This is a genomic window from uncultured Negativibacillus sp. (assembly GCF_944388365.1).
Taxonomy (GTDB): Bacteria; Bacillota; Clostridia; order Oscillospirales; family Ruminococcaceae; genus Negativibacillus.
On record NZ_CALXIN010000120.1, the window covers coordinates 1 to 4,954 of the forward strand.

General features: G+C 50.8%; 6 protein-coding genes and 1 pseudogene. 3 read left to right on the forward strand and 4 right to left on the reverse strand.

Features of this window, described 5'->3' with window-relative positions:
* The 4 genes and pseudogenes from Q0L39_RS10615 to Q0L39_RS10630 all read right to left on the reverse strand — a co-directional run.
* Positions 1–225 (reverse strand): annotated as a pseudogene (locus tag Q0L39_RS10615) (hypothetical protein); the annotation flags it as partial.
* Complete coding sequence (locus tag Q0L39_RS10620; protein WP_296629040.1) at positions 222–1,121, reverse strand: 4Fe-4S binding protein; 900 nt, start codon at positions 1,119–1,121, stop codon at positions 222–224. The pseudogene Q0L39_RS10615 and the gene Q0L39_RS10620, both read right to left, overlap by 4 nt.
* Positions 1,114–1,260, reverse strand: coding sequence for a CD1871A family CXXC motif-containing protein (locus Q0L39_RS10625; protein WP_296629042.1), 147 nt, complete (start codon positions 1,258–1,260; stop codon positions 1,114–1,116). Before Q0L39_RS10625 ends, Q0L39_RS10620 begins: the two co-directional genes overlap by 8 nt.
* Before the next feature lie 3 nt (positions 1,261–1,263).
* Positions 1,264–1,905: a TlpA disulfide reductase family protein gene (locus tag Q0L39_RS10630; RefSeq protein WP_296629043.1), complete on the reverse strand. Its 642-nt coding sequence runs from the start codon at positions 1,903–1,905 to the stop codon at positions 1,264–1,266.
* A gap of 304 nt (positions 1,906–2,209) precedes the next feature.
* Here Q0L39_RS10630 and Q0L39_RS10635 point away from each other — a divergent pair, with 304 nt between their 5' ends.
* The 3 genes from Q0L39_RS10635 to Q0L39_RS10645 all read left to right on the forward strand — a co-directional run.
* A complete protein-coding gene (locus tag Q0L39_RS10635; protein ID WP_296629044.1) occupies positions 2,210–3,442 on the forward strand; it encodes a glycosyltransferase in 1,233 nt (410 codons plus the stop codon).
* 168 nt (positions 3,443–3,610) lie between these two features.
* The gene (locus Q0L39_RS10640; RefSeq protein ID WP_296629047.1) at positions 3,611–4,561 is read left to right on the forward strand and encodes a MoxR family ATPase; all 951 of its coding nucleotides are present in this window, start codon (positions 3,611–3,613) and stop codon (positions 4,559–4,561) included.
* A 15-nt stretch (positions 4,562–4,576) separates the two neighbouring features.
* The coding region (locus tag Q0L39_RS10645; RefSeq protein WP_296629045.1) for a hypothetical protein at positions 4,577–4,954 on the forward strand (378 nt) is incomplete at its 3' end.

Below are 4,954 nucleotides of genomic sequence, written 5' to 3' on the forward strand. Positions count from 1 at the left end.
AGATTCTTCCAAAGGAGCATCCTCCTGTTCGGGCTGTTGCACCGGTGTTTCTTCAGAGGAAGCTTCCTCCTCCGGCATTTCCTCGAAGGGAGTCTCCACCCTTGCTGCATCTTCGGAGGAAGTTTCCTGCGAAACCTCCGGTTGCTGCAAAACCACCGGTTCCTTCTGTGTACAGCCTGCCAGCAACAGCATTGCCGCCAGCAGCAGAGCTATCCATCTGTTCATTTATTTTCTCCTCCTTTTTCCGCCTCGATGCCGCCATACGGTTTTACCCGCAGCTGTTCGAGGGTCGAATGGATCGCGCCAGTAGGACAAAACGTCTTGCAGTCTCCACAGCGGATACACTCGACGCTGTTTGGTTTTTCCCAAACGGGAATGTCCATCTTGCACACCTGCTGGCAGCCTTTGCAGTGGACACATTTGTCCTGATCCACCGTCAGGCGGTAGAGTGCCACCGGATTAAACAGCCCGTAAACAGCTCCCAGCGGACAGAGATATTTGCAGAACGGGCGGTAGTATTTGATCGACAGTACCACAATGAGCACCAGCAGGAACATCTTCCAGCTGAACAGCCAACCGATTGCCGAGCGCAAGGTCGGATTGGAAAGCAGAAGCGGCACACCGCCAAACAGGGTTCCGCTTGGGCAGATGTACTTACAAAACCACGGATCGCCCATGCCGGTGATTCCCACGACCGTCATCGGCAGCAGGATGACAAACAGCACCAGCACCACATATTTAAGATATTTAAGCCACTGGTGACCTGGCAGATTCTTTTTCTTATGAAACAGTGGAATCTTGTGCAGCAAATCCTGAACCAGCCCAAACGGACACAGCCATCCGCAGACAAAACGCCCCATCAATGCCCCGAACAGCATCAAAAAGCCAAAAACATAGCAGGAAAAGCGAAATTTTCCGCTGTCCAGCACCGCCTGCAAAGAGCCGATGGGACAGGAGCCCAGTGCACCAGGGCAAGAATAGCAGTTTAAGCCTGGGACACACACAAACTTGGTTGCACCTTTATAGATTTTTCCTTCCAAAAAGCCTTTGGCATAGCCATTGGTGAGCGCAAACCAGCCCGCCTGCACCCACAGACGCAGCGTTGTTCTTTTTTTAGCCAATTCCGATACACTCCATACAGATATTGATTGCTTTGGTCAGCACCAGCTGTGCTTCTCCGCGCACAGTCCCTGCTCCAATCAGCAGCAGGGACAGCGCGATCAGCAAAAGCGGCACCGTTTGTTTTGTCCTGTTCTTCATCGGTTAGTTCTCCAGCATTTCCAGACGGCTTGCGATCTCGCTCTGCCAGCCGGCTTTGTCATTTGCACCGATGATCGGATCTCCGACAAAATTGCCCTGTTCATCTATAAAGTAGGTGGTTGGTACACCGATGACATTTTCCACCAGGAAAGCATACATTTCCTCATCCGGCACCAGGTGGGTATAGGAAGCTCCGGTCTCTTCGACAATCTGCTTGGCAGCTTCGATCTGCGAATCCACCGGCTGGATATCCTGATCTACAACATCGGTGACAAGACCAACTATCTGCACACCGCTGCTGTCCTTAGCATATTCCGCTGCCAGCTCGCCCAGTTCCGGCATCTCGTTTAAACATGGTCCGCAAAAGGTTGCCCAGATGTTCAGCATCGTCAGCTTATGACCCTCAAAGAGCGTCGCATCCACCTCATTGCCCTCAAGGTCTTTGAGCGCAAGAGAAGCAAAGATGCTCTCGCTGTCCGCCTGCTCTTCCTGCGGTGTTTCCTCGGGTTCGGACTGCTCTGTCTGAACTTCTGTATCGGTCGTCTGCTCCGTTTCCGCCATCGATTGCTCAGATGCAGTGCATCCTGCAAACGCAGTCAGCAAAAGAGCAGCAGTCAAAAGCAGTGTAATCATTTTTTTTACCATATTAAGAATTCCTTTCGTGTTTTCATTTTTGCTTGTCATCTTTATTGTGATTTCATGCAGTTTTTATTATACATATACTACTCTCCTCTGTCCAGTGGTTTTGCCTTCTCGGTCTGTCGTGCAAATTTTTACAAAAGCAAGAAAATTTGAAGAAATTTCCTGTTCTATTTCGTTTTTCTCCACAGGATATTCTCTCTGCAATCTGGTTAAATCTTGTCGAGGCTATCAAAATGAGATTGCATTTTGTCTCAAATTGCCCTATACTTAAATATTGACAGAGGTCTTTTTTAATTGGAGGATGTTTATGCGTATTGCAATTTTTACCGAAACGTATCTGCCACAGATTAACGGCGTAGTTACACATATCAAAATCTTGAAGGAAGGTCTGGAGGCGCTTGGACATACCGTTCTGATCGTCACTGCCGATTCCAAAACACGCAAACATTATATCAAAGATAACGTTCTGCACTGTCCTGCCCACAATCTCAAGCGTATCTATGGGCTGGACCTTGCTTCACCGGTCAGCCGCTCCCGTCTGCATTATCTGCGTGAGTTTGCTCCGGACATCATCCACGTCCACAACGAATTCAGCATCGGCTTGAGCGGCATGGCGATTGCGAAGATTCTGCGTGTACCGGTGGTTTATACCCTGCACACCATGTACGATGATTATATCTACTACATTGCACCAAAGCCACTGGTGCCACTGACCCGCAAGCTGTCGCACCGCTACTTCCGTTTGTTCCCACAGTATGCAAACGTGGTCACCGGTCCTTCCAAAAAGTGTCAGGAGTACACCAACGAGATCGGCAGCGACAAAAAGGTCGAAGTCATCCCCAATCCGGTGGAGCTCGACGCTTTTGCACCCGAAACTTCCACTCCTGAGCAGCGCGCCCAGATTCGCCAGCGCTTTGGCATCCCACAGGATGCCACCGTCGCCTGCTTTGTCGGACGTCTGGGACAGGAAAAGAGCGTCGATGTACTGCTCAAATTCTGGGCGGAGGAGATGAAGCCGGAGGACAACATGTATCTGATGATTGTCGGCGACGGACCGGACAAGCCGCATCTGGAAGAGCTTGCCAAAGAGTTGAAGATCACCGATACCGTCATCTTTACCGGCAAGGTCATGCATCCTGATCTGCCTCCGTACATCCACACCAGCGATATCTATGTAACTGCATCGCTGTCCGATACCAACTCCATCTCGATGCTGGAGGGCATGGCTGGCGGTCTGCCGGTACTGCAGCTGTACGATGAGCTCAACGCCGATCAGGTGCGCGACGGCGTCAACGGCTATATGTTCCGCGATGCCAAGGAGATGGCAGAGCGTCTGCGTCAGCTCCGCGACATGGACCCTGAGGAGCTGAACAAGCTCAAACAGTCGGTCATCCAGTCGGTCAAGAACTCGGGCGCCGACACGCTTGCAAACTATATCCAGACCATCTACTATCAGATTTACAAAACCGTGCCGCCAAAGAAATCTCCGCTGCTGCACATTTCCGGTCTGCTTACCAACCACGGATTCCGTCACAAATAATTTTAACCAAAAGAGAGGATTTTTCCTCTCTTTTTTTTCGCCTTATGCACAATATGTTATGGACTAATTTACGAATGTGTGCTATTCTTATTCTTATCCGGCTCCTCTTTTTCGACAGCCGGTACTTACTATGACATTTTGTTGAAAGGCGGTTATTTTATGGACGATTTGGATCTTTCCCTGTTTACTGACTGCAAAAAACGTGTGCTTGAAAATTGCGGCAAAGTAATCGTCGGCAAGGACGATGTTATCAACCTTGTCTTTACCTGTTTTCTCTGCTCCGGCCATGTTCTGCTGGAGGACGTACCTGGTACCGGCAAAACCATGCTGCTGCGCGCCTTTTCCAAGACCATCGGTGGCAAATTTAAACGTATCCAGTTTACCCCTGACCTGCTGCCATCCGATCTGACCGGTATCAACTTCTACAATCAGAAAACCGGTGAGTTCCAGTTCCGCGAAGGCCCGCTGTTCTCCAATATCATTCTGGCCGACGAAATCAACCGTGCGACTCCACGTACCCAGTCGAGCTTGCTGGAGGCAATGGAGGAGCGCCAGATCTCGGTGGATGGCGTTACCACAGTATTGCAGGAGCCATTCATGGTTATGGCTACCCAGAACCCGCTGGAATCCTACGGCACTTTCCCGCTGCCGGAGGCGCAGATCGACCGTTTCTTTATGAAGCTCAAACTCGGCTATATGACCCGTGAGCAGGAGCTGTCGGTCATCTGCCGTCCGTCTACCTCTCAGATTGTGGAGGAGCTGGAGTGCGTTGTCTCTCTTGAGGAGATTGCAAAGATGAAGTCCATGATTCCGCTGATCTCCGTCTCGGAGGAAGTTGCCGGCTACATTATGGACATCATCGCCCAGACCCGTCAGGCCAGCATGCTGATGCTGGGTGTTTCCACCCGTGGCGCCATCGCTCTGTACAAGGCTGCCCAGGTTACCGCTGCCCTGAACGGAAGGGACTTTGTCATTCCAGAAGATGTCCGCTACGTCGCGCCGCACATCCTGGGCCACCGCATTGCCTTCAACGGCGTTGCCCGTGCAGGCGATGTAGAAGAATATATCACCCAGCTGCTGGATCAGGTAACGACACCTCTGGAAAATGTCCGCAGCTGATAAAGGAGGGGCAGTATGCTGATCCTTCTCATCATCTTTATCATTATCCTGTTGATTGTCGAACAGATTTCTCTGCAATACGGTTTGCAGAAAATTCATTACGAGCTTCAGGTTTCCCGTCCGCTGCTGGAGCCGGACGAGGAATTTACCATTACCTCCACCGTCGAAAACCACAAATTCTGGTTTGTTCCCTACATCAGTATGACCGAGCTGTTTCCTGTCGGCATCATCGTGCCTGGTCAGGAGGACAATCTCAGCGACAGCGGCATCTCGGAAAATCTGTATTCCAGCGACTCGATGACCTCGCTGCAGCAGAACATCGGCACCTGGATGCACTGTTCCTTTTATCTGATGCCAAACCAGCAGTATGTGCGCAAGGTCACCGCAAAAATG

Excerpts from the sequence above, each read along its gene's own strand:
- Q0L39_RS10625 (WP_296629042.1), bottom strand. The coding sequence starts at position 1,260 with ATGAAGAACAGGACAAAACAAACGGTGCCGCTTTTGCTGATCGCGCTG.
- Q0L39_RS10630 (WP_296629043.1), bottom strand. The coding sequence starts at position 1,905 with ATGGTAAAAAAAATGATTACACTGCTTTTGACTGCTGCTCTTTTGCTG.
- Q0L39_RS10635 (WP_296629044.1), top strand. The coding sequence starts at position 2,210 with ATGCGTATTGCAATTTTTACCGAAACGTATCTGCCACAGATTAACGGC.